Here is a 22435-nt window from a genome sequence, read left to right on the forward strand (position 1 = left end):
GAAAAATCATGAATAGTATCGAATCGGTTTCCCGGTTACAGATGTCCCGTCGCGGATTCCTGGGAGCACTGGGGGCCGCCGCGGCCATCCCCCTGCTTGCCGCCTGCAGCCCCGGCGGTGCGGCCGGAGGCGGAGGTGGTGCCGGAGGCGGTGGCGGTGCGGGCACCATCAAGTTCTGGGACATGCCCTGGGGCCAGGCAAACTATTCCCGCGCCGGGAAGGACCTGATCGCCAGCTACACACCCGCCGCCGGCCTCGGAGCTGCCAGTTATCAGAGCATCCAGTGGAATAACTACTACCAAACCTTCAGCTCGGCGATCGCCTCAAACACCGGCCCCGCCGTGAGTTCGGGTTCCGGGTTCCAGGCGTTCCAGTTCGCCGAGGCGGGGAAGATCGCCTACGCGGACAGGGTGGTGGATGCGCTGAAAAAAAGTGGATCCTATGACGATTTCCTACCCGGAGTGTTTGATGCGCTGCGCACCGGCCAGGGCCAGGTGGCCATTCCCTGGCAGATGGACCTGCGGGTGCTGTGGTACCGCAAGTCACTGCTGGAAAAGGCCGGGGTCGACGTCCCCACCGATTGGGCCTCGTTCCTGAGCGCGGGCAAGGCGCTGAAAAAGATCGGGGTGGTGGGCTTTGCCACCGGTGCCGGGTCGGGATTCAACCTCGGGGGGCACGCGATTGTCTCGATGATGATCAATAACGGTGGCGGCATGTTCGATCCCGAAGGCAACCCGGATTTGGTGACCGACCGCAACATTGAAACCCTCGAGTTTTTCAACGAGATGGTGTCCGAGGGGATCATCGATCCGGCCGCCGTCAGCTACACCTCGGAGAACCTGCTGACCCAGTGGAAGGACCGTAAGGCCGGCATGGGCATCAATACGCCGGGCTGGAACGCCTCGGTGGGGGACACCGAAAACGACGTGCTGGTGGGGGAGCCGCTGGTTTCCCCCAACGGCACCAAAGGCTCGCTCTACTACGTCAACAACCTCATGATGTACACGGCTACCCCCAATCAGGAAGCGTCGGAGGCGTTCCTGGAGTGGTATGTGGACAACATGAAGACCTACTGGCAGCAGAAGGTCATCACCGCGATTCCCGTGCGCCACTCGATTGCCGACCTGCCCGAGTTTCAGGAGAACGCTCAGAACGTCAAGATTGTTGATGTCTGGCAGCCGATCTCGCAGACCTACAGTGCGCGCTCTACCAGCTCGTTCGGGGCCCTCGCCGCGGTGGATGGTGGGCAGGGCATGCAGACCTTTTCGCAGACCGTGCTGGCGGGCAAGAGCAACCCGAAGCAGACCCTGACCACCTTCCAGGCGGCGATCGAATCGCTGATGAAGAAGAAGTCGTAATGGCGACCTCAACACTTTCCCCACGCACCCGAGCTCGAGCGATACCGGCGGGTACGGGTCACCGGCCCGCCGGAGAACATCGGCGTCCTCGTCGGCGCCTCACACCGATGAACCTGACACTGGTGCTATTTGTGGTGCCCTCCGTGCTGCTGCTGATCCTGCTGAACGCGTATCCGCTGGCGTTTGGTCTCAACCAGTCTGTTCGGGATGGATCGCTGCTGGATGACGGCCAGTTTGTCGGGCTCGCCAACTACACCAACGCTCTGACCAGTACCGCGTTTTGGGAGGCCGCCCGCTTTACCCTCATTTTCACGGTGGTGGGGGTGTTTGGCAGCTGGATCGTCGGGCTCGGGCTCGCACTCCTCCTGCGAACCCGGACGCCCGCCCGGGGACTGTTCAAGGTACTGCTCCTATTGCCCTGGGTGGTGCCGATCGTCGTTTCCTCGACCGCCTGGAACTGGCTGGTGGCCACACCGTCCAGTCCGGTACCGCAGCTCTTTGAGGCGCTGGGTTGGGGGACCCCGCTGTTTCTCGCGGATCCCACGCTCGCGGCCATTACCGTGTGCATCTTCAAGGTGTGGGTCAGTTTCCCCTTCATGATGATGATGAGTGCGTCGGCGCTCGCCAGCGTTGACCCGGTGGTCTACGAGGCGGCCCGAATGGACGGCGCAAGCCCGCGACAGCAGTTCACCCAGATCACGCTGCCCCTGGTAGCACGCTCCACCTACATCAGCTGGATCCTGATGACAATCTTCTGCGTGAACGACTTCCCCACCATCTACCTCCTGACCGGCGGCGGTCCGGTCAACGCCACCACATCGCTGGTGGTCCTTGCATACCGATCGGTGTTCCAGAACTTTGAGACCGGGTCGGGTGTGGCAATCGCCTTCCTGATGACCGCGGTCCTGGTTGCCGTCTCGGTTGTTCTGTACCGTCAGATTCGAAAGGTGGACACCGCATGAGTGCGTCCGTAACCCTGCCAGCACGGCCGGGAGTCGCTCCGGCCCTTGCACGACCCTCTCGCGCCCCCGAGGAAAAGGGAAGGTGGTGGCGGTTTGCGCTGCTGATCCTGCTGACGGCGCTGACCCTGATCCCCATCGCGGTGGTGATCGGACTCTCGCTGCAGCCCAGCGCCGCCAGCACCACCACCGACCCCATCACCCTGGAAAACTTCGCCACCGTCCTCACCGAGACCTCGGTTCTGGTGTGGTTGCGTAACTCCCTGGTGGTGACGCTGGCCACGGTGCTGGTCTCGGTACTGGTTGCGGCCCCCGCGGGGTATGTCCTCTCCCGGGGCCGTGGAAGGGTGGTCTCTGGATACTCGCTGTTGCTGTTTGTGATCCAGTCGTTGCCGGTGATCGTCTCGGTAGTGCCGCTGTTTATCCTGTTTGCGGGCTTTGGGCTCTCGGACAGCCTGTTTGGGATCACCCTGGTTTATGTGGGCAGCACGATCGCCGTGGCCACGTGGATGATGGCCGCCTATATCGATTCGATCCCGATTGCCCTGGAGGAGGCCGCCTGGATTGACGGGGCCTCGGTGTTTGGCGGGTTTGTGCGGATCATCCTGCGCAACTCATTGCCGGGGATCCTCTCCACCGCGATCTTCGCGTTCCTGCTCGCCTGGAACGACTATCTGGTGGCGCTGGTGTTCCTGCGGTCGGAACTCAGCTTCACCCTGCCGGTCGGGGTGCAGTCCTTTGTCCAGCAAAACATGACCGACTGGGGCTCAATCATGGCGGTCTCGGTCATCATGATGATTCCGCCGATCCTGCTCTTTGCCACCCTCAACCGCTACTTCAGCGTGGGCGGTATCGGCGGATCACTCGCCGGGCGCTAAGCCTCACCAAACGGATCGAAGGAGATCACCATGCTTGCAAACCTTTCGGGATGGCACATGATCGCGCTGGTTGCGATAGTCCTGCTGCTATTTGGGGCACCCAGGCTCCCCGCGCTGGCGCGCAGCCTGGGGCAGTCGGCGCGGATTCTCAAAACGGAGATTCGAGAGGCACCCGCCACGCAGAGCGACGTCGAAACGGCGGCCGAGCCTGCTGATTCTGCGCCGTTCGCGGAGCCATCCGCGCCCGGGGCGGTGCGGCCGAAACCCACACACAACCGGTAGCTTTCACTCACGCGAATGCCTCGACCCGACGGGCCGAGGCATTCGTGTGAGCCGGGGTAGGCTTAGCGGCCGACGATGCTCAGCACCTGGTCGTGCAGCAGACCGTTGGTGGCCAGCGCGCTGCGCCCGGCGATGGTCTCGGTGCCGTCGATAGCGGTGAAGCGGCCGCCGGCCTCGGTGATGATCGCCACAAACGGAGCGATGTCGTACTCCTTGACGTCGAACTCGGCGACGATATCCACCAGGCCTTCGGCCAGCAGCCCGTAGGACCACATGTCGCCGTAGGCGCGGTCGCGCCACACCGTTTCGGCGAGGGTCAGCAGCTGGGGGAGATAGCCGGCATCGCGCCACTGACCGATGGACTGGAAGCTCAGCGAGGCATCCTCGATGCTGCGCACCCCGGATACGTGCAGCCGGCGCGGCTCGGCGTCCCCCTCGATCAGCCAGGCACCGGCGCCCGGGGCCGCGTACCAACGCTTCTCGAATGCCGGGGCGCTGGCCACGCCCACCCGGGGCACGCCGTTCTCGGCCAGTGAGATCAGGGTGGCCCAGTTGGGGACGCCACGCAGGAAGTTCGCGGTCCCGTCGATCGGGTCGAGGATCCACTGGCGCTCGGTGCTGCCCTCGGTGCCGTACTCCTCACCCAGGATGCCGTCGCCCGGACGCTCGGCCTCGATGATTTCCCGCAGCGCCCGCTCCACGGCCAGGTCGGCATCGGTCACGTGGGTGCGGTCGGGTTTGGTGTCGACCCGGAGGTCTCCGGCGCGGAAGCGCTCGAGCGAGATTGCGTCGGCGGCATCGGCCAAACGCAGCGCCAGCGCGAGGTCTTCTTCGGGGGTCCAGGAGGCATCGAGAGTCATGAAAATAGCCTAGCGTTTCCCCCTGGGCATCCGCGCCAAACCGGGCGACACGGCGACACGCGCCCCGATTGGAAAAGAGCGTGCGGCACTGGTAAAGTCTTCTCTTGTCCGGTTATTCGGACAACGCACCTCTAGCTCAATCGGCAGAGCAACTGACTCTTAATCAGTGGGTTCTCGGTTCAAGTCCGAGGGGGTGCACCACCAGCCCCGACCGGTTTCCGGTCGGGGCTTTTTATTGCCCGATCTCGGTGAAATGCGAGTGTCCCCGCCCACGGGATGAATCGTGGGCGGGGACACTCGGATTGGGAGTCGGACTGGGAGCCGGACGGGCGCTCGGACGGAGGGCTCGGTCGGGGGTAGCTCTTCCAGGTACCGCGGCGGGCGCTGACCAGGGTGCCGGTCACCAGGCGCAGACGCGGAACTGGATGCCGGCTATCAGGCGTTGCCGCGGCGGGCGCGGGCGCGCATCGCGATGCCGGCGATCAGGAGGAGGATCGCGGCCCCGGCCAGGGGCAGTAGACCGTTGGATCCGGTCTGGGAGAGACGGCCGGGATCGGTCGGCTGCGGGGCAACCACCGGGGGGTCACTCGGGTCCGTGCTGGTCCCGGGGCCGTCGGTCGGGGTGACCTCGGGATCCGTGCTCGGGGTGACCGAGGGGGTCGGATCCACGGTCGGTGTGGGGTCCACTGTGGGGGTTGGGTCAACCGTAGGGGTTGGGTCAACCGTGGGCGTCGGGTCCACGGTCGGCGTGGGTGTCGGGGTAACCGTGGCCACCGGGGTGGCCGTGACGATCATCGGGTCGCCCATCCCCGCCTCGCTCACGGCGCGGATCCGGAATGAGGTCTCGGTTCCGTTTTCCAGGCCCGTGATGGTGCGGGTGGTGGCGGTGCTGGCAGTGCTGGCCGCGCGGCGGGTGGCGGCGTCGGAACCGTCGGTCGCCGCGGGAGCGGGGGTCCAGGTGGTGCCCCCATCGGTCGAGGATTCGATGAAGTAGTCCAGCACCGGCACCTGGCCGTATCCCTGGGTGACGGCGGTCCAGGCCAGGTCCACCCGGGCGTCCCCCGCGGTGGCGGTGGCACCGGTAACCGGGTCCGGGGTCAGGGCGAAGGCCTGCACGATCGAGCGCTTATTGCTGGTCGAGGTGGTCTGCTGGGTGCTGGCATAGACGATGCCCGCATCGTCCACGTCGATCCCGCGCACCACGCCCGTGCGGCCCTCGGACTGCGCGAGCCCGGAGGTGGTGCCGATGGTACCCAGGCGGGCACCATTCGGGGAGAGCCAGCTGATGTTTCCGGTGGTCGCCGAGTAGTACACGTTTCCGGTGTTCTCATCCACGGCCAGGCCAAACACGTGGTTCTTGCCCAGGAACAGCTTGGGCAGCTCGACGTAGCCGCCGGTACCGAAGGTGGGATCAATCTTCCACGTCCAGCCCGCCGGGTTGTTGCCGGGGTCGACGTTGTGGTCGGTGGTCTTGTCCAGCAGGAGCTTGTGAACGCGGCCGGGGCGGCCCTCGTCCTGAATGTCTCCGATGTAGACGGCACCGCGCTTGGTGTCCACGGCCACCGACTCCACGCCGGTCAGGTCCACAAAGGGCAGCTTTTCGCCGTCGGCCCAGTAGACGCTCCACCAGCTGAGGAAGGTTCCGTTGTTATCCCAGACGGTCACCGCGCTGGTGCCCTCGCTGGTGACGTAGACGTTGTCCTGCTCGTCCACATCAATGCCGACGGGCCAGTTGATCGGTCCGGGCGTATGCCCGTCGCCGAAGGAGAGCAGGAGCTCACCGGTGGGGGAGTACTTGCGCACGTTGGGGATCGCATCCGAGCTCAGCACAAACACGTTGCCCCGCGAGTCGATCGCGGTGCCGCGCTGGCCACGGGGGCCCTGGGGATCGGCGGGGGTCTGCCACTTGGGCTGGACGATTCCCTGCGGGTTGGCGTCGGTTTCGTGGGTTTCCACCGCCCACTTGCCCTCGCCCAGGTAGGCCCCATTTGTGCCCAGTCCAGGCTGCAGGGTAAAGGTCTGCAGGTTGTGGCCGGCGGCCTGCTGGTTGGGTGCCTCCCAGGTGGCCAGACCCGAGTCGCCCACGGCGATCACGCCATCGCGGACCGAAACCCCGTAGGGGTAGGCAAAGTCGAGGGGCTTGGGGGTGGACTGGGTCTGGCTGATGCCAAACTGGCCGACGTAGCCGTAGGCACCGCTGCCCATGGTCCGGCCGGGGAATTCGGCGGAGGGGGTGGCGGCGAGGGCGGGGGTTCCGGGAATCAGAACCACCGAGAGGAGGAGGCCGGCGCCCAGTGTAGCCAGGGCGCCGCGGGTGTGTGTGCGTGCTGTATATCTGGACATGCCCCCAGCCTATGAAGCAATCGGCGCTCGTGAAATATCGGTTTCCGGTATTGGGTGACGCAATGTCGCATCAACGATGCGTGATTAATCACTGACGCGCCGACGTGGCCGCGTCGGTGCCGCGTCAGCCGGGCCGGGCAGTGTGTTCCCAGAGACGTTGAAAGGACACCTGTGAATACACACACCGAGTGGGCCGTTGAGGCCGACGGGCTCGTCAAAACTTTTGGAAGCAACCGTGCGGTGGACGGGGTTGACCTGCGGGTCGCCACCGGCACCGTCTACGGAGTGCTCGGCCCCAACGGGGCGGGCAAAACCACCACCATTTCGATGCTGGCCACGCTGCTGCGCCCGGATGCCGGAAGTGCGCGCATCTTTGGACACGACGTCCAGCGCGAGGCTCAGGTCGTGCGTCAGCTGATCGGCGTGACCGGTCAGTACGCCTCGGTGGATGAGGGCCTCTCGGCCACCGAGAACCTCGTGCTGTTCTCCCGCCTCCTGGGGCTGGGGCGACGCGAGGCCAAGATCAAGGCCAACGATCTGCTGGAGGAGTTCGGGCTGACCGAGGCGGCATCGCGTCCGCTGAAGAAGTTCTCCGGTGGCATGCGCCGCCGCCTAGACCTGGCGGCGAGCCTGATCTCGCAGCCGCCGCTGATCTTCCTGGATGAGCCCACCACCGGGCTTGACCCGCGCACCCGCGCGCAGATGTGGGAGACCATCCGGCGCCTGGTTGCCGGGGGATCCACCGTGCTGCTGACCACCCAGTACCTGGACGAGGCCGACCAGCTGGCCGACCGGATCGCCGTGATCGACCGCGGCCGCGTGGTGGCCGAGGGCACCGGGGACGAGCTCAAGGCGCAGGTGGGATCCTCCTCGCTGGAGCTCCGCCTGGGCGAGCCGCAGCTGGCCCAGCGTGCGCTGGGGATTGCCGAGCGGGTTCTCGGCGTGGCCGGCACCACCTCGGCCGAGGCCGCGCGGATCACGGTGCCGCTGAGCGACCCCGAGCGGGTGACCGACCTGCTGATCGAACTGCGCGGCGAGGGCATCCGACTGGAGGAGTTCAGCGTGCACAAGCCCAGCCTGGATGATGTGTTCCTCAGCATCACCGGCAAACCCACCGAAGACGCCGAGACCCCCGAGGGAGCCCACGCATGAGCACCACCACCGCACCCAGATCCCGCACCCACAACGCCTCGGGGGGCACCATCGTGCCCGCCCACGAGCGCACCCTGCGCAACCGGGTGAGCCTTGGCGAAAGCATCCGGCACTCACTCACGATGGCCTACCGCGGCCTGCTGAAGATCCGGCGCACCCCCGAGCAGCTCTTCGATGTGACCCTGCAGCCGATCATCTTCACCGTGATGTTCACCTACATCTTCGGCGGCGCGATCTCCGGGGATGTGGCCAGCTACCTGCCGGTGATCATCCCGGGCATCCTGGTGCAGACCGTGATTACCACCTCGGTGGTCACCGGTACCCAGCTGCGCGAGGACATGGACCAGGGCGTGTTTGACCGGTTCCGTTCGCTGCCGATTGCGCGCATCGCCCCGCTTTCGGGCGCGCTGCTGGCCGACACCGTGCGTTATGCGATCGCCACCACCCTGACCTTCGTGATGGGCTTCATCATGGGCTACCGCCCGCACGGCGGCATCTGGTCGGTCATCGGTGCCGCGCTGCTGGTGATCGTCTGCGCCTGGGCGATCAGCTGGATCTTCGCCTTCTTCGGCGTGATCGCCCGCTCGGCTTCGAGCGTGCAGGGTATCTCGATGATCATCCTGTTCCCGCTGACCTTCCTCTCCAACGCGTTTGTTCCGGTGGATACCATGCCCACCTGGCTGCAGTGGTTTGTGAACATCAACCCGGTCTCGCACCTGGTGACCTCGGTGCGCGACGTGCTGAACACCGGCGCGTTTACCAGCGAGGCGTTCCTCCCGCTGATCGGGGCCGCGGTGATCGTGGCGATCTTCGCCCCGCTCACGGTACGCGCCTATATGCGCCGCGCCTAGCGCCGACCGGTTCCGGACGCCACACACCCCGTCCCTCCCACCGCGGAGGGACGGGGTGTGTGGCGTGTGCGGGCTAGGCGCCGGCCGCCCGCCAGCGGGGATCCCGCAGAATCGTGACGGCGCGCTCCACCCGGTCCTCGGCGCTCAGGGCATCGGCCTCGGCCAGCGCCCGGGTCACCGCCTCGGAGCCGGAAACCTCGGCGTGGGCGGCCTCATGCGTCGCGTAGCGCAGCGCCGGCAGTTCCTGCCGGGCGGAGAACGCCCGGCAGACCGCAAAGAGTTCGAGCGAGAGATCGGCGAGGGCGGGGGTGCTGAGCCCCAGCGTGGAGACCGCGAGCAGGGCCGATCCCCACACGGGCATATCCGTGTGGATGCCGCCGATGCGCTGCAGCGCGAGGGCGCGGGTGCGCAGGCGTCGGAACATCGCCGGGTCCGGCTCGTGGGCCAGGCCGTGAGCGGCCAGGGATCCCGAGGCGACCATCGTGTACCAGGCGTAGGCGCGGGCCACCGGGGTGGCGAAGTTCCGCTCGGCGAGCCGATACTGTTCCAGGCCGCGGGCGCGCTCGCCGTTTTTCAGTGCGAGTTCGGCCCGGCCGGCCCAGGCGACCGAGCGGAAGTCCTCCTCGGCGCTGTTCATGTGGGGGCTGGGCTCCTCGGTGAGCAGCGGTTCCAGCTCGGCCGGGGACTCGGTATAGATCGCCAGCAGCCAGAGGATATGGCGACGGTTCTCGGCGAGGCCGAGCGTGGTCAGCCCGGGGAGCGCGAGTTTTGCCCAGGCGATGGAGTCCTCGATACTGGCGACCTCGCTGGTGAGCTGGGCGAGGACCACGCGGGTCATCGTGAGTGTCCAGAGATCGCCGAGTGCGTGCGCGAGCTTTTCGGCGCGCAGCGCGAAGTCGATGGCCTCCCGTGCGCGTCCGGCGTTCTCGGCCAGCTGGGCGGCCAGGAGCAGTCCGTAGACGGCAACCCGGGGTTCGGGATCGCCCGCCATCGTGTGCAGCACGGTCATCATGCGGTCGGGGGCCGCGGAGCTGCGCAGCATCCGATAGAACGCCTCGATTCGGCGATCGGTGAGGGTGCCCGCATCAAGCATCGTGCGGATTCGGGTGAGCGCGGTGACCCCGGTCCGCAGATTATCGAACAGCCCAAATACCGAGAGCACCACAAACCCGAGCCCCGCGGCGTTTGCGCGCACCCCGGTGTAGTCCCGCTCGACCCGGGGGAGGGCGAGGATGGCGTCGGCCAGCCCGTCGGCGTCGGTGTAGATGCTGAGTCGGGCCTGATAGAAGGACACCAGCCCAAAGATCGCCAGCGCCGCGTGGGCGTTGCCCCGTTCCAGGGCCACGCGCAGCGCCCACATAAACGTGTCGTGCTCGAGGCGAACCAGCGCAAAGCCCTGGGTCTGTTCGGGGCCGTCGGTGCGCGGCACGAGTTCCAGCGCAAAGGCCTCGGCCCAGTCGATGATGCGATCCCGCAGGAGATCGCCGCCCCCGTGCAGGGCGAGCTCCGCGGCACCAAACTCGCGAATGGTTTCCAGCATCCGGAAGCGCATGGTCCCCGTGGCCCGGTCCTCGAAGGAGCGCACCAGGGACTGCAGCACGAGACCCTCAAGGTCCTCGGTCGCGTCGCGGCCCAGCGCCGCCGAGGCCGCGGGCACACCAAAGCCGTCGGGAAAGAGAGAGCACACCAGATAGGTTTCCCGCTCGCGTTCGCTCAGCAGATTCCAGCTCCATCCGATCACCGCGGTGAGGGTGCGGTGGCGGTCCGGGGCGATTCGGTTTCCGCCCGAGCGTGGGGGATCCAGCACCCCGAGGTTGTGCGCGAGCCCGTCCAGGATCTGCGGCAGGGTCAGCACCCGGGTGCGTGCGGCGGCCAGTTCGATGGCCAGCGGAAGCCCGTCCAGGCGCTCACACAGCTGTGCCACCAATACCGGGTCAAAGCGCGCGCCGGGTCGGGCCGCGTGGGCGCGTTCGGCAAACAGCAGCAGCGCGGGACCGGGGTGGTCGGCGTCACCGGAGGCCAGCGGTGTCGGCTCGTGGATCCACTCCCCGGGGATCAGCAGCGGCGAGCGAGAGGTGGTGAGCAGGCGCAGGTCCGGGCAGGAACCCAGGGCGTCGGCGCTCCAGCCGGCCACCGCGTCGATCAGGTGTTCGCAGTTGTCCAGGATCAGCAGGGTCGGCGTCTGGGCGAGGGTCGTGAGCACGCGCTCGCCGAGATCGAGCCGGGGTGCATCGCCCACGCGGGCGTCGGCCAGGTTGTCGCGCAGCCCGAGTAGTGCGGCTAGGGCGCGGGGCAGGTCATCGGCGCTGCGCACACCGGCCAGCTCGGCCACCACGATCCTGGGGATCAGCCCCCGCCAGGACTGGGCCACCGCCTGGGCGAGACGGGTTTTGCCCAGGCCGCCGGGGCCCAGGATCGTGACCAGGCGGTGCTGGTGCAGGGCCTGGTGCAGGGCGCGGACGTCGGCATCGCGGCCGATCAGGGTATCGGCGAACCCGCGCAGTCCCACACACAGGGTGTCGGGGGAGAGGTCGAGGGTGTCCACGGACGCGGGGGCGCGGACCTCGACCTCGACGTCGGCCGCCGCCGAGTCCGCTCGCAGGATACGGGCGTGCTCGGCGCGCAGGTCGGGACGCGGATCGGTGCCCAGCTGTTCGGCCAGGCGTTCGCGCAGCGCGGCGTAGGTCGCCAGGGCCGCCGCGGGTTCGTGGAGCGCATCGAGCACGCGGATCAGCGCCAGGTGGTCATCCTGATTCAAGGGATCCAGCGCGCACAGCTCGGTGAGTACGTCGCGCGCGGCGGCGGGGTCGGTTTCGGCGAGGAGCGTGCCGAGAGTTCGAAGCAGCGCGATCCGGGTTTCTCGGGCGTGGGCGGCCAGGTCGTCGGCGACCGGGAACGGATCAAGGTCTGGTCCCGGATCCCCGCTCCAGAGTCCCAGGGCATCGCGCAGTGCTTTCGGGTCCTGCGGGGTGCGCAGGGCCGCGTGGGCGCGGCCGAGGTCTGAGTCGACGCTCAGCCGATATCCGGCCGGTTCGAGCACGAGGACTCCCGCGGGGAGCAGCTTTCGTACCCGGGAAATCAGGGCCTGGAGCGCGCCGCGCTCATCCGCCGGGGGCTGCTCGGGCCACAGTTCATCGGCCAGGTATCCGGGGGAGCGGGGTTCACCGTGGGCCAGCGCCAGGACCGCCAGGAGCACGCGGGCGCGCTCGCCGGGGACGGGGGTCTCGCCTACCCGGATCGGGCCGAGAACACGCAGGATCGGGTCGGCGGAGCTCACGTGCCGATTATACGTTTGTCCGGTACCGGTGTGGCGGTCCCGGGCCGGGAACGCGCGGTTATCGGGTGCCGCGACCCGAGATCTGGTGTGGGTCGCCGGTCCGTGCGGGCTACAGGGTGCCGCGAATCGGATCGCCCACGGGGATCGGGACCAGGCGAGTAACCACGGCGGGACCCTCCAGCAGCCCGGCCAGGGCGGTGTTGAGGGCGGCCACGGCCGGCCCCTCTCCGTGGGCATCGAGTTGCTCCACGGTTGACCACTTCTCGATCATCACGATGTCGCCGTTCGGGTGCTGATGGATCGCATAGAGCTCGCAGCCCGGCTCGGTCTGCACCGCCTCGATGGCCGGACGCAGCGCGTCCAGTACGGCCTCAAGTCGGCCCTCGACGGGCGTGAATACGGCGGTGACTACAACGGCAGACATGGTGCGTCCTTCGATCGGTGAGCACAAAACGGTATGCCTCGATGCTACGGGTCCGGGGACAGGACGCGCCCGGCGGTGTCACGAATAGGAGGCGTGTGGGATTGTGTGTATAGTTGTGACGTTGCCAAAACACCGCAGTGTTTAGCGCGCACCTCTAGCTCAATCGGCAGAGCAACTGACTCTTAATCAGTGGGTTCTCGGTTCAAGTCCGAGGGGGTGCACCAGCCAATTACACCCCGATTCCCCGCGGAATCGGGGTGTTTTGTTTGTTCGCGATACCACCGTGCCAGGTGTCCCCCCGACGCCGGGTGCTGCGCCATGCGAGTGTCGATTTTTCTTCGCCGTCTTCTCTGGGTACGGTGGAGATATCACGTCGGATACGGCGTGGGCACCTCTAGCTCAATCGGCAGAGCAACTGACTCTTAATCAGTGGGTTCTCGGTTCAAGTCCGAGGGGGTGCACCAACAAAGTCCCGGCGGGTTTCCCGCCGGGACTTTTGGTTTGGGGGCCGCCGGCCGGGCGAACCTAGCCGAGTGGATCGATCTCGGCGAAGCGGTGCACCACCGCCAGGTCTTCGTCGCCGAGGCCCGCGTCCACCAGGTCCGTGAAGACGTCCAGGTTGGTGCGTAGCTGGCGGGCGGCGGTGCCGGTGGCGTCGGCCTCGGCCACCGCGGCGGTGAGGTCCTTGACCATGAAGGCGGCGATCCCGGTCGGGGTGTAATCCCTGGTGATGATCCGCTCGGCCTTGGTTTCCAGCACCCGCGAACCCGCATACCCGCCCTGCAAGAGGGGGAGGAGCGCGGCCACGTCGAGCCCCGCGCGCTCGGCGACCACGGCGGCCTCGGCTACCGCGGTCATCGTGGCGGCGACGATCATTTGGTTGCAGGCCTTGGCCACCTGGCCCGAGCCCAGCGGTCCCAGGTGGAGCGGCGTTCCCATCGTGGACAGCACGGGCAGAACCCGCGCCACATCCTCGGGATCGCCACCCACCATGATCGACAGGGTTCCCGCCTCGGCCCCCTCGGTGCCACCGGACACCGGCGCATCCACCACGCGCAGCAGGCCGCCGGTCTCGGCGTCCAGGCGTGCGGCAAGCTCGCGCAGTCCGGTGGGGGAGACGGAGGAGCACACCACCAGGAGGGTGGGCGTTTCGATCCCCGCGAGCAGTCCGTCGGTCCCGGCGAGCACCTGTTCGAGCTGCGCGAGATCCGGGAGCATCACGATCACGATGTCGGAATCAACGGCCAGCTCGCGCGGGGTATTGCGCGCGGTCGCACCCGCCCGGACAAAGGGCACCAGTTTCTCGGGGCGGCGGCCCTGGACGAAGACCCGCACGTTCTCCGGGGCGTGGGAGAGCAGGTTGTGGGTCATCGGGGCGCCCATCGAACCGAGTCCGATCACGCCAACACCAATTTTGGGAACATCATTGATCACCATCATGCGGCCACTATATCGAACTCCGTTCAGAGAGTTGGCCTCCTGGGGTTAGGATGGGGGCAGACCCCGCTCATCGTCGAAAGGAAGGTCCGCGTCGTCATGACCGATTCCCCCACCCGCCTCCGCGTAGTTGTGGCCACCCCGCTGCCCGAGGAACTCGCCACCCTGATCACCGAGCGTGAGCCGCGAATCGACCTGGTGCGCGAGGCCGACCTGCTACCCCCGATGCGCTTTGCCGCCGACTTTGCCGGCGACCCCTCCTTCACTCGCACCCCCGAGCAGCAGGCCCGCTTCGAGCAGCTGCTAGATTCGGCCGACGTGCTCTACGGCATCCCCGATGTGAACCCCGCGGCCCTCGCTCGCACCGTTGCCGCAAACCCGAAGCTGCGCTGGGTACAGATCATGGCCGCCGGCGGCGGCGGCCAGGTCAAGGCCGCCGGACTCTCCGAGGCCGACCTTGCCCGGGTGACCTTCACCACCTCCGCCGGCGTGCATGGCGGACCGCTGGCCGAGTTCGCCGTGTTTGGCGTCTTCGCCGGGGCCAAGACCCTGCCGCGCCTGCAGAAGCAGCAGTCCGAGCACGCGTGGACCGACCGCTGGGAGATGGGTCAGGTTTCGGAGCAGACGGTTCTGGTGCTGGGCCTGGGCGGCATCGGTGCCGAGGTTGCGCGCAAGCTCGACGCCCTGGGCGCGCACGTCATCGGAACCAGCCGTCGCCCGGTGGACGTCCCCGGCGTCTCCGAGATCGTGCACCCCGACAATATTGCCGACGTGATCGGCCGCGCCGACTCGATCGTGGTGACCCTGCCCGGGACCGCCGCCACCGAGAAGATGCTCAGCGCCGACCTGCTCGCGCTGGTCAAGTCCGGCGTGACCGTGGTCAATGTCGGACGCGGCACCGTGATCGACGAGGACGCCCTGACCGTGGCGCTTCAGGATGGCCGCGTGGGCTTCGCCGCGCTCGACGTCTTTGCCGCCGAGCCGCTGGATCCCACCAGTGCGCTGTGGGACCTGCCCAACGTGCTGGTCAGCCCGCACACCGCCGCGCTGAATGCCGCCGAGGAGCGACGCATCGCCGAGCTGTTTGTGGCTAACGCCACCGCGATTCTGGATGGCTCCACACCCAAGAACGTGGTAGACACGGTTCAGTTCTACTAGACGCACCCCGACGAGATCGATCTCGATGAAAGCGAGCCCAGCGCGCATGACCGACGCACCCCGTACCGAGAAGACGGCCGCCCCCGCGGTAACCCGAGCCATCGCGATTCTTGATGTCTTGGCCTCCGCCCACGGGCAGCCGCTCGGGATCAGTGAGTTGGCCCGCGCGCTGGGCATCGCCAAATCCTCAACCGCCAACCTGTGTGTGGCGCTGGAGGAGGGTGGGCTGATCCAGCGCGGCGACCTCGGTTACCGGCTCGGTCGGCGAACGGTGGAGCTCGGCGGTGCCTATCTGGCGAGCTTCGATCAGGTGCGCGAGTTCTACCGGGTGTGCTCCGAATCGCCCGAGCTGAGCCATGAGCTGGTGCAGATCGCGGTGCTCGACGGCACCGACGTGCTCTACCTGGCCCGGCACGAGGGTCGCGCGCCGCTGCGGCTCACCGCCGGCATCGGCGACCGCTATCCGGCCGCCCTGACCGCCGTGGGCAACGCCCTGCTGGCGCGCCTGGACGATGAGGAGATCCGCGCGCGCTTTGCCGATCCGGAAACCCGTCCGCAGGTGACCGCGGCCTCGACCACGGATCTGGATGCGCTGATTGCCAAGATTCGGCGCGCCCGCGAGACCGGGTTTGGGCTCGATGAGGGAGAGATGTTCCCCACGGTCACCGGCGTCGCGGTGGTGATTCCGCCGCGCAATGCGGGGGATCAGCCGCTGGCCCTGGGTGCCTCGATGATGGGTTTGGCCCCCGAGGATGGTCGTCGCGAGCGCGTGACGCGTGCCCTGGGGACGGCCGCCGCCGCCCTCTCGAACCCGCTGCTGGTGGGGGATGTCGCCTAGTTCGTTCAATATGTTGAACTTCGTTCAGCATGCTGTTAGTGTGGGGGTGTGGGCACCGACGCCCACATCGAGGTAACCCTCGCGTCAAGGTAGACGGCCCCCACCCACGGTGAACCCGGGAAGTCTCCAGATGCGAGCCGTCCCGAAAGGTACAGACCGTGTCCACATCCCCCGCCGCAGAGGTCCGCGGATCCGACGATCCGGAATACGCCAACAACCTGCGCCGCGCCACCCTTGCTTCCAGTGTCGGAAGCGCACTTGAGTACTACGACTTCGCCCTCTACGGGCTCGCCTCCGCGCTGATCTTCGGTCAGCTCTTCTTCCCCGCCCTGGGCCCCGGAGCCGGCATCGCCGCCGGTTTCGCGACCTACGCGGTCGGGTTCTTCGCCCGCCCCTTCGGCGGAATCTTCTTCGGTGTGCTGGGCGACAAGCTCGGCCGCAAGTGGGTTCTGATGGCCACCATCGGCCTGATGGGTGGTGCCTCGACCCTGATCGGTGTGCTGCCCACCGGCGAGCAGATCGGCATCTGGGCCCCCATCCTCCTGGTCTTCCTGCGGGTTCTGCAGGGCCTCGGTGCCGGAGCCGAACAGGCCGGTGCCACCACGCTGATGGCCGAGTACGCGCCGGTTCGCCGCCGCGGATTCTTCTCGGCCCTGCCGTTTGTGGGCATCATGATCGGGACCGTGCTGGCCTCGATCGTGTTCTACCTGCTGGGCCTCGTGGACCAGCAGATCGTGCATGACTGGCTGTGGCGTGTGCCGTTCCTGGCCTCGATCCTGCTGATCGCCGTCTCGGTCTTCATCCGCTACCGCCTGGCCGAGTCGCCCACCTTCGTGCAGCTGGAAAAGCAGGAGCAGGAGCAGCACTCGCCGCTCAAGGAGGTCTTCACCAAGTCCTTCGGTAGCGTCATTCGCGGCATCGGCCTGCGCATGGCCGAGAACGGTGGATCGGCGCTGTACCAGACCCTGGCGATCTCCTTCATCACCGTGTACGTGGGTGTGGAGTCCTGGGTGGGCCCGCTGGCCATCGCGATCGGTGCGACCCTCGGTGTGATCATCCTGCCGCTGGCCGGTGCGCTGAGCGACCGCTTCGGACGGATGCCCGTCTACCGCGCCGGTGTGATCATCCAGCTGGTGCTGGCGATCCCCGCCTGGTGGCTGATGTCTCAGGGCAACGTGAGCGTCATCATCCCGGTGCTCGCGCTGACCTACACCCTCTCCATCAACGTGATGCTGGGTGCCCAGTGCGCGACCCTGCCCGAGCTGTTTGGTAACCGCCACCGCTACGTGGGTGTGGCCGTGTCCCGCGAGTTCTCGGCGGTGCTCGCCGGCGGTATCGCCCCGCTGATCGGTGCCTCGCTGCTGACCGCCACCACCGGATCCTGGATCCCGCTGGCCGGTTACGTGCTGCTGCTCGGCGCGCTCACCCTGTGGGCCACCTTCGTCACCCCGGAAACCCGCGGCCGCGACCTAACCCTGCACGGCGACGCCCTCACCGACACCGCCGCCCAGATCGCCGAGCGCCCGCTGGCCACCGTCGGACGCTCCTAGTGCGCCGGGCCAGACTGCGCATCGGGGGCGGCGCACCAGCCGCCCCCGACGCGGGGAACGTCACAGGCTCCGGCCTCACCCAGATCGTCCCGGTCCGCGAGATCGACGGCGCCTGGTATGAGGTCGCCGATGAGTGGGCCACGGTTTCGCCGCTGACCGGTCGTTACTGGCCGCTCGAGGGCGCGGTGCTCGCCGCACCGAGTGATCCCCGGGTCATCCTCGGCATGGCTCACAACGGTTCCGCCGCCGACCGGGCCATTCCCCGGCAGGCGTTCATGAAGTCCGCCAGGTCCGCGATCGGTTCGGGGGAGCCGATCCGGATCGTTCCCGGACACGGAAACGTGGTGGCCGAGGCCGAACTCGCCGTGGTCATCGGGGTGCACTGCCGCAACGTCAGCGCACGGGAGGCCGCCGAGGTCATCGCCGGATTCACGATCGGTAACGACGTGACCGCGACCGACCAGATCGCCCTCGACGAAAAGATGATCCAGTCCAAGAGCGGAGACGGCTTCACCCCGCTCGGCCCCTGGCTGGTAAGCGACCTGGATCCGGACTCGGTTCCGCTGGAACTCTTTGTCAACGGAGAGCTGCGCTGCCAGAGCGACACCGACCGGCTCGCCTGGAACATCGCCGAGCAGATCGAATACCTGAGCGAGTATATGACGCTCGGACCCGGGGATGTGATCCTCACCGGTTCGCCGGAGACCGCGTCCCCGATCAAGCCCGGGGATACGGTGCGGGCCGCGCTGGACGGCATCGGCATCCTCGAAAACCCGGTGATCGCCCTGTAAGAAGGCGCCACCGGTACAACAAAACCCCCACGGGAAACCGTGGGGGTTTTGTGTTGGGCTCTATCCCGAGGTCGGGTTGCCGTTCCAGGTGGCCGGGACCATGACCCACAACAGCTCGGCGCTCTCATCCCCGAGCACCTTCCAGGAGTGCGGTTCGCGTCCGTCCAGGGTTAGCGAATCCCCGGCGCCCAGTTCCCAGACGGCGTCGGCAAAGCTCATCTCGATCCGTCCGCGCACCAGGTACACCAGGTCCAGCTCGGCGCTCACCGAGTAGGGGGCCTCGCCGCTGTGACCGCCGGGATCCACGATCGTGCGCACCACCTGGACACGCTTCTCGGTCCGCGGGGACACCAGGAGCTCCAGCATGCCCTCGCCACCCAGGGTGATCCGCGGGGCATCGGCGCCGCGCACCACGAGCTGCTCGGAGCGCTTAAAGAGGTCGCCCACGGCCACGTTCAACACATCACACAGCGCCACCAGGGTGCTCACGCTCGGGGACGTCTGATTGCGCTCGACCCGGGAGATGAATCCCTTGGACAGGCCGGTGGTTTCGGCCAGCTGCTCGATGGTCAGCAGCTGCGCCTGCCGTGCGGCACGCAGCCGATGCCCAATCGCGGTGCGGGTGGGGTCTGGAGAGACGGGAAGGGCGCGCATAAAACTCCCGAAGGCGAGTCGAAGTGTGGGCGTGCGTGTATTCCCGGTCAGTCTAGGACAGAACCGGGGATCAGCGCAGGAAAAATTTAGTCGCGTTCGATGCGCGGATTGTCTTCGGCGACGGTCCCGATCGCCAGCGCGAGCGAGATCAGCCAGCTGAACCACAGCAGGGCAAGGCGCCAGTTGCGCGGTCCCGAAGCGGTAGCCCGGATCAGGCCCACCGCACCAAACGCGGCGCTGATCACACCAATGTTCAGAAGATACTTACGCATGCGCCCTCATTTCGAACCGGAACCCTTCAACCCTAGCGTGCGACCGGGGCGAGGCGGGAATATACCCGCCGTGGATGCGCAGAAAACTAGCGCGTGTGCAGCCCCAGATGGGTGCGGGCAAACCGCACGGTCTTGCGCAGGGCCTTGAGGCGTTCGGCATCGGACTTGGCCCGACGCGTATTAATCTCGGCCACCACCGCGCCGTCCCAGTTCTTGGCGGCCAGATACTCCAGGGTTTCGGCCACCGGCTGGGTGCCCATGCCCGGGATCAGGTGTTCATCAAAAATCTGGCCATCGTCCTGGGAGCCGGATCCATCACACAGGTGAATGTGGCGCAGCCGGTCGCCAAAGTGCTGCGCCAGTTCGAGCCCGCTCTGCCCGGCCAGGGAGGCATGGGAGAAGTCCAGGGTCACGTTGTCGCAGTCCCAGTCGCTGGGATCCCAGCCCGGGGCATAGGCGGCCACCGAGCGGCCCTTCGCCTTCCACGGGAACATGTTTTCCACGCCGATGTTGATTCCCGAGGAGGTTTCGATCCGGCGCACGATCTCGAGGAAGTTCTCCGAGTAGTCCTTCTGCCAGCGAAACGGCGGGTGCACCACCACGGTGTCCGCGCCCACGGCGGCGGCCAGTTCGGCCGAACGTTCGAGCTTGACCTGCGGATCGCGACCCCATACGAAGGTGGTGAGCAGCAGAACCGGCGCATGGATCGACAGGATCGGCAGGTGATACTTCTTGCTCAGCTTCCGCAGCTCGACGGCATCGCGGGTGGTTGCGGCATTGGTCACCATGACCTCGACGCCGTCAAATCCGGCCTCCCGTGCGAGCTGGAACGCCCGCTCGGTTTCGAGCGGGTAAACGCAGGACGTGCTCATTCCGATCTGTATCATCGGGGCCAGCATAGACCCCGCAGGTGAAAATGAGGTGAGATCTGCACATCTTCGACTGATAGCCTGTCTGGCAACCACGGGGAGTATAACGATGACATCAGGTACCAACCAGTCCGAAGCCCGCTTTGACTTTGTGGTGGTGGCCAACCGCTTGCCGGTGGACCGCTACACCACGGCCGAGGGTGAGCCGGGGTGGCGGACATCTCCGGGAGGGCTGGTCACGGCTCTCACCCCGGTGATGGAGCGCCTGGGTGGCGCCTGGGTGGGATGGGCCGGTGCCGACACCGAGGGCATCTCCCCGTTCACCCATAACGGCACCCGAATCGTGCCGGTTCCGCTCAGCGCCGAAGAGGTCGAGAGCTACTACGAGGGCTTCTCCAACGACACGCTCTGGCCGCTCTATCACGACGTGATCGCGCCGCCCACTTATCACCGTGAGTGGTGGGATTCCTACGTCAAGGTCAACCGCCGCTTCGCCGAGGCCGCCGCCGAGACCGCGAATGACCGCGCCACCGTCTGGGTGCACGACTACCAGCTGCAGCTGGTGCCGGGCATGCTGCGTGAGTTGCGTCCCGACCTCACCATCGGTTTCTTCAACCACATTCCCTTCCCCGCCTACGGCCTGTTCTCGCAGCTGCCCTGGCGGACCCAGATCATCGAGGGTCTGCTGGGTGCCGATGTGATCGGCTTCCAGCGGGTCGCCGACGCCTCCAACTTCACCCGGGCCGTGCGTCGCCTGGTGGGTTATGAAACCAAGGGCACCAGCGTCTATGTGCCGCTGGAATCCGACTCCTCGCCCGGCCAGACCGGAGGCTATCGCCGCGGCGGCCCCACCCGTCATGTGCTGGCCAAGCACTTCCCGATCTCGATCGACTCGGCGAGCTTCGAGGCCCTGGCGCGCACCCCCGAGGTGCAGGCACGGGCGGCCGAGATCCGTTCGGATCTGGGTGGCTCGGGCAAAATTCTGTTCGGCGTGGACCGGCTGGACTACACCAAGGGCATCCGTCACCGCCTGAAGGCCTACGGCGAGCTGCTGGCCGACGGACGGATCGACCCCGCCGACGTGACCCTGATCCAGGTCGCCAGCCCGAGTCGCGAGCGGGTGGAAACCTACCGCCAGCTGCGCGACGAGATCGAGCTCACGGTGGGCCGGATCAACGGCGACTTCGGCCAGATCGGTCACTCGGCCGTGCACTATCTGCACCACGGCTATCCGCGCGAGGAGATGGTGGCGCTCTACCTGGCCTCCGACGTGATGCTGGTTACCGCGCTGCGCGACGGCATGAACCTGGTGGCCAAGGAGTATGTGGCCACCCGGTTCGATCAGGACGGCGTGCTGGTGCTGAGCGAGTTTGCCGGGGCATCGGATGACCTGACCCAGGCGCTGCTGATCAACCCGCACGACATCGAGGGTCTGAAAGACACCATCATGACCGCGATCAACATGCCCCAGCCCGAGCGGGCCAAGCGGATGAAGTCGATGCGGAAGAAGGTGCGCGAGAACGACGTGGAACGCTGGTCCACCGCGTTCCTGGCCGAGCTGGAGCGTTCGGCCGCCGCCCGCCTGGATGAGGCGCGCGGGCACCGGGTCGGGGCGGAGCAGCAGTGACCGGGCCCGGCGAAGGCACGCCGACTCCGGGGGAATCCGGAGAGAAAGGAACCGCGGCGGCGGGCCTGGCTCCCGTCCTCGAAGCGGCCCTGAACCGGTTTGCCGAGACCCCGCGCATCCTGGTGGCGCTGGACTTTGACGGGACCCTGGCCCCGATCGTGGACGATCCGATGAGCGCCCGCGCGCTGCCCGAATCGGCCGCGGCCATCGCCGAGCTGCGCGGCCTCCCGGACACCACCGTGGCCCTGGTCTCGGGGCGAGACCTGGCCTCGCTGGATGCGCTGTATCCGGACTCCGCGGGCATCCTCATCGTCGCCTCACACGGCGGAGAGTACCGCCTGGGGGAGGATGCCGGACCCGAGCCCACCGAGGCCGAACGGGCACGAGTCGCGGCACTGGTGCAGGCGCTTGAGCGCGGGGCCGCCGGGATCGCCGGGGCCTGGGTAGAACCCAAGCCGCTGGGGGCCGCGGTTCATACCCGCCTGGCCGAGCAGGTCTCGGTGCCGGCCCTGCACGGTGCCGTTCGCGCCTGGGTGCGCGCCAACGATCCCGAACTGAGTGAACGTACGGGAAAAGATGTGCTGGAATTTAGTATTTTGTCGGCCACCAAGGGCGACGGAATTGCACGTTTGCGCGCACACACCGGTGCCGATGCGGTGTTCTACGCCGGGGACGATGTGACCGATGAGGACGCCTTCGCGGCCCTTGAATCCGGGGATTTTGGACTCAAGTGTGGTCCGGGGGAGACGCGGGCCGAGCATCGGGTCGCGGGTCCGCACGAGGTCGCGCTGGTACTTCGTGCGCTCGCCCGTGCACGTGCATCACGCGCATATGCCAAAACGGTCACGAATTAGG

20 protein-coding genes and 3 tRNA genes are annotated in these 22435 nt (G+C 67.1%); 15 read left to right on the plus strand and 8 right to left on the minus strand.

Going from position 1 to position 22435, the window contains the following annotated elements:
- Positions 1 to 8 precede the first annotated feature (8 nt).
- The 4 genes from IE92_RS0111215 to IE92_RS0111230 all read left to right on the plus strand — a co-directional run bounded on the left by IE92_RS0111215 (position 9) and on the right by IE92_RS0111230 (position 3477).
- Entirely contained in the window at positions 9 to 1358 is a 1350-nt protein-coding gene (locus IE92_RS0111215) for an ABC transporter substrate-binding protein (protein ID WP_030148589.1), read from the plus strand.
- Between the two features lie 107 nt (positions 1359 to 1465).
- A complete protein-coding gene (locus IE92_RS0111220; protein WP_043321532.1) occupies positions 1466 to 2320 on the plus strand; it encodes a carbohydrate ABC transporter permease in 855 nt (284 codons plus the stop codon).
- A complete protein-coding gene (locus tag IE92_RS0111225; RefSeq protein WP_030148591.1) occupies positions 2317 to 3195 on the plus strand; it encodes a carbohydrate ABC transporter permease in 879 nt (292 codons plus the stop codon). The genes IE92_RS0111220 and IE92_RS0111225 overlap by 4 nt, the downstream gene beginning before the upstream one ends.
- Positions 3196 to 3225: 30 nt before the next feature.
- Positions 3226 to 3477, plus strand: a complete 252-nt coding sequence (locus IE92_RS0111230; RefSeq protein ID WP_030149593.1) for a twin-arginine translocase TatA/TatE family subunit — start codon at positions 3226 to 3228, stop codon at positions 3475 to 3477.
- A gap of 62 nt (positions 3478 to 3539) precedes the next feature.
- Here the strand turns inward: IE92_RS0111230 and IE92_RS0111235 are convergent, their stop codons facing one another.
- Complete coding sequence (locus IE92_RS0111235; protein ID WP_030148593.1) at positions 3540 to 4337, minus strand: inositol monophosphatase family protein; 798 nt, start codon at positions 4335 to 4337, stop codon at positions 3540 to 3542.
- A gap of 125 nt (positions 4338 to 4462) precedes the next feature.
- Here IE92_RS0111235 and IE92_RS0111240 point away from each other — a divergent pair.
- Positions 4463 to 4538, plus strand: a tRNA-Lys gene (locus IE92_RS0111240).
- A 234-nt stretch (positions 4539 to 4772) separates the two neighbouring features.
- On the opposite strand, the gene IE92_RS0111245 is transcribed toward IE92_RS0111240, so the two are convergent.
- Positions 4773 to 6680 (minus strand): hypothetical protein, encoded by a 1908-nt coding sequence (locus IE92_RS0111245; protein WP_030148594.1) that lies wholly within the window; start codon positions 6678 to 6680, stop codon positions 4773 to 4775.
- A 171-nt stretch (positions 6681 to 6851) separates the two neighbouring features.
- Here IE92_RS0111245 and IE92_RS0111250 point away from each other — a divergent pair, with 171 nt between their 5' ends.
- Together IE92_RS0111250 and IE92_RS0111255 are read left to right on the plus strand one after the other, a co-directional pair.
- A complete protein-coding gene (locus tag IE92_RS0111250) occupies positions 6852 to 7832 on the plus strand; it encodes a daunorubicin resistance protein DrrA family ABC transporter ATP-binding protein (protein WP_030148595.1) in 981 nt (326 codons plus the stop codon).
- Positions 7829 to 8683 carry an ABC transporter permease gene (locus tag IE92_RS0111255; RefSeq protein WP_051701581.1) on the plus strand — a complete coding sequence of 285 codons (855 nt, stop codon included), beginning with the start codon at positions 7829 to 7831 and terminating at the stop codon, positions 8681 to 8683. The genes IE92_RS0111250 and IE92_RS0111255 overlap by 4 nt, the downstream gene beginning before the upstream one ends.
- 73 nt (positions 8684 to 8756) lie before the next feature.
- Here IE92_RS0111255 and IE92_RS0111260 read toward each other — a convergent pair whose 3' ends face one another.
- On the minus strand, positions 8757 to 11960 hold the full coding sequence (locus tag IE92_RS0111260; RefSeq protein ID WP_030148597.1) for an AfsR/SARP family transcriptional regulator: 3204 nt from the start codon (positions 11958 to 11960) through the stop codon (positions 8757 to 8759).
- Positions 11961 to 12069: 109 nt separating this feature from the next.
- Positions 12070 to 12384, minus strand: a complete 315-nt coding sequence (locus IE92_RS0111265) for a putative quinol monooxygenase (RefSeq protein ID WP_030148598.1) — start codon at positions 12382 to 12384, stop codon at positions 12070 to 12072.
- A gap of 148 nt (positions 12385 to 12532) precedes the next feature.
- Between IE92_RS0111265 and IE92_RS0111270 the strand changes: the two genes are divergently transcribed.
- Both IE92_RS0111270 and IE92_RS0111275 read left to right on the plus strand, forming a co-directional pair.
- Positions 12533 to 12608: transfer RNA gene (locus IE92_RS0111270), tRNA-Lys, on the plus strand.
- Positions 12609 to 12772: 164 nt separating this feature from the next.
- A tRNA-Lys gene (locus IE92_RS0111275) sits at positions 12773 to 12848 on the plus strand.
- A gap of 61 nt (positions 12849 to 12909) precedes the next feature.
- Here the strand turns inward: IE92_RS0111275 and IE92_RS0111280 are convergent.
- Positions 12910 to 13824 (minus strand): NAD(P)-dependent oxidoreductase, encoded by a 915-nt coding sequence (locus tag IE92_RS0111280; RefSeq protein ID WP_245601264.1) that lies wholly within the window; start codon positions 13822 to 13824, stop codon positions 12910 to 12912.
- A gap of 96 nt (positions 13825 to 13920) precedes the next feature.
- Between IE92_RS0111280 and IE92_RS0111285 the strand changes: the two genes are divergently transcribed.
- From IE92_RS0111285 to IE92_RS0111300, 4 genes are all read left to right on the plus strand, one after another.
- Positions 13921 to 14979, plus strand: a complete 1059-nt coding sequence (locus IE92_RS0111285; RefSeq protein WP_030148600.1) for a D-2-hydroxyacid dehydrogenase — start codon at positions 13921 to 13923, stop codon at positions 14977 to 14979.
- A 46-nt stretch (positions 14980 to 15025) separates the two neighbouring features.
- Positions 15026 to 15817 (plus strand): IclR family transcriptional regulator, encoded by a 792-nt coding sequence (locus IE92_RS0111290; protein WP_030148601.1) that lies wholly within the window; start codon positions 15026 to 15028, stop codon positions 15815 to 15817.
- A gap of 158 nt (positions 15818 to 15975) precedes the next feature.
- A complete protein-coding gene (locus tag IE92_RS0111295; protein WP_030148602.1) occupies positions 15976 to 17367 on the plus strand; it encodes an MFS transporter in 1392 nt (463 codons plus the stop codon).
- Positions 17367 to 18158: a fumarylacetoacetate hydrolase family protein gene (locus IE92_RS0111300; protein WP_211250781.1), complete on the plus strand. Its 792-nt coding sequence runs from the start codon at positions 17367 to 17369 to the stop codon at positions 18156 to 18158. Before IE92_RS0111295 ends, IE92_RS0111300 begins: the two co-directional genes overlap by 1 nt.
- Before the next feature lie 60 nt (positions 18159 to 18218).
- On the opposite strand, the gene IE92_RS0111305 is transcribed toward IE92_RS0111300, so the two are convergent.
- The 3 genes from IE92_RS0111305 to IE92_RS0111315 all read right to left on the minus strand — a co-directional run bounded on the left by IE92_RS0111305 (position 18219) and on the right by IE92_RS0111315 (position 19971).
- Complete coding sequence (locus IE92_RS0111305; RefSeq protein WP_030148604.1) at positions 18219 to 18812, minus strand: helix-turn-helix domain-containing protein; 594 nt, start codon at positions 18810 to 18812, stop codon at positions 18219 to 18221.
- 86 nt (positions 18813 to 18898) lie between these two features.
- Entirely contained in the window at positions 18899 to 19084 is a 186-nt protein-coding gene (locus IE92_RS0111310; protein ID WP_030148605.1) for a hypothetical protein, read from the minus strand.
- Positions 19085 to 19170: 86 nt separating this feature from the next.
- Complete coding sequence (locus IE92_RS0111315; RefSeq protein ID WP_030149592.1) at positions 19171 to 19971, minus strand: sugar phosphate isomerase/epimerase family protein; 801 nt, start codon at positions 19969 to 19971, stop codon at positions 19171 to 19173.
- A gap of 91 nt (positions 19972 to 20062) precedes the next feature.
- On the opposite strand from IE92_RS0111315, the gene otsA reads away from it, so the two are divergent.
- Entirely contained in the window at positions 20063 to 21580 is a 1518-nt protein-coding gene (gene otsA, locus IE92_RS0111320) for an alpha,alpha-trehalose-phosphate synthase (UDP-forming) (RefSeq protein ID WP_081863880.1), read from the plus strand.
- Positions 21577 to 22434: a trehalose-phosphatase gene (otsB, locus tag IE92_RS0111325; RefSeq protein WP_051701580.1), complete on the plus strand. Its 858-nt coding sequence runs from the start codon at positions 21577 to 21579 to the stop codon at positions 22432 to 22434. The genes otsA and otsB overlap by 4 nt, the downstream gene beginning before the upstream one ends.
- The last annotated feature ends 1 nt before the right edge of the window (position 22435 follow it).

It is taken from the genome of Mycetocola saprophilus (assembly GCF_000718085.1).
In the GTDB taxonomy this organism is placed as follows: domain Bacteria; phylum Actinomycetota; class Actinomycetes; order Actinomycetales; family Microbacteriaceae; genus Mycetocola; species Mycetocola saprophilus.